Source organism: Collinsella tanakaei (assembly GCF_030373545.1).
Classification (GTDB): Bacteria; Actinomycetota; Coriobacteriia; order Coriobacteriales; family Coriobacteriaceae; genus Collinsella; species Collinsella tanakaei_C.
In genome coordinates this window covers 1-919 of the sequence record NZ_JAUDCO010000024.1, presented here as the reverse complement: position 1 = coordinate 919, position 919 = coordinate 1, and the positions used below count along the sequence as shown (strand labels likewise).

Here is a 919-nt window from a genome sequence, read left to right as displayed (position 1 = left end):
ATGAAGGCCATCATACCCGCGGCGGGCCTGGGCACCCGCTTTTTGCCCTCCACCAAGTGCACCCCCAAGGAGATGCTGCCGGTCCTCGACAAGCCGGTCATCCAGTACGTCGTGGAGGAGGCCCTCGAGCCCGAGGGCGTCGACGACGTCATCATCGTCACCTCGCCGGGCAAGCCCGAGCTGCTGAGCTACTTCCAGCCCGACCGCTCGCTGGAGGGGCTTTTGCGCGAGCGCGGCAAGGCCGCCTACGCCGACGCCGTCGCCGAGGCCGGCGGCATGCCCGTGGACTTCCGCTACCAGTACGAGCCGAGGGGCCTCGGCCACGCCATCCGCAGCGCCGCCGACGCCGTCGCGGGCGAGAGCTTCCTGGTGCTGCTGGGCGACTACGTCGTGCCCTCCCGCGACATCTGCACCAGGATGATGGAGGTCTCCGCGGCCCACGCCGGCGCCTCCGTGATCGCGGTGGCGCCCTGCTCGCCCGAGGAGGTGTCCCGCTACGGCGTGGTGGCCGGCGAGCGCGTGGGCTCGCTGCCCGGCGCCGAGGGCGCCGCCGACGACGCGCCCGGGGCGGTGTGGCGCGTCTCGGGCCTCGTGGAGAAGCCGGCCGCCGACGAGGCGCCCTCGAACCTCTACATCGTCGGGCGCTACCTGCTCAGCCCGCTCGTGATGGACCTGCTGGGCGACCAGCAGCCCGGCAAGGGCGGCGAGGTCCAGCTCACCGACGCCATGGCGCGCAGCCTGGAGCGCGAGGCCATGTACGCCGTCGTCGTCGACCCGCTGTCGGGCTACGACACCGGCACGCCCTCGGGCTGGATCGCCACCAACGCCCTCATGGCTGCCGAGGACCCGCGCTTCGCCGACGCGTTCTGGGAGGCCGTCGAGGAGCGCGGCGGGCTCAAGCGCTAGGCGGGAGCCTCCG

General features: G+C 73.0%; 1 protein-coding gene. It reads left to right on the top strand.

The window, feature by feature from the left end; genetic code table 11:
* A partial coding sequence (locus QUW00_RS09340; protein ID WP_289614104.1) for a UTP--glucose-1-phosphate uridylyltransferase occupies positions 1–906 on the top strand: 906 nt, incomplete at its 5' end.
* Between the last annotated feature and the right edge of the window lie 13 nt (positions 907–919).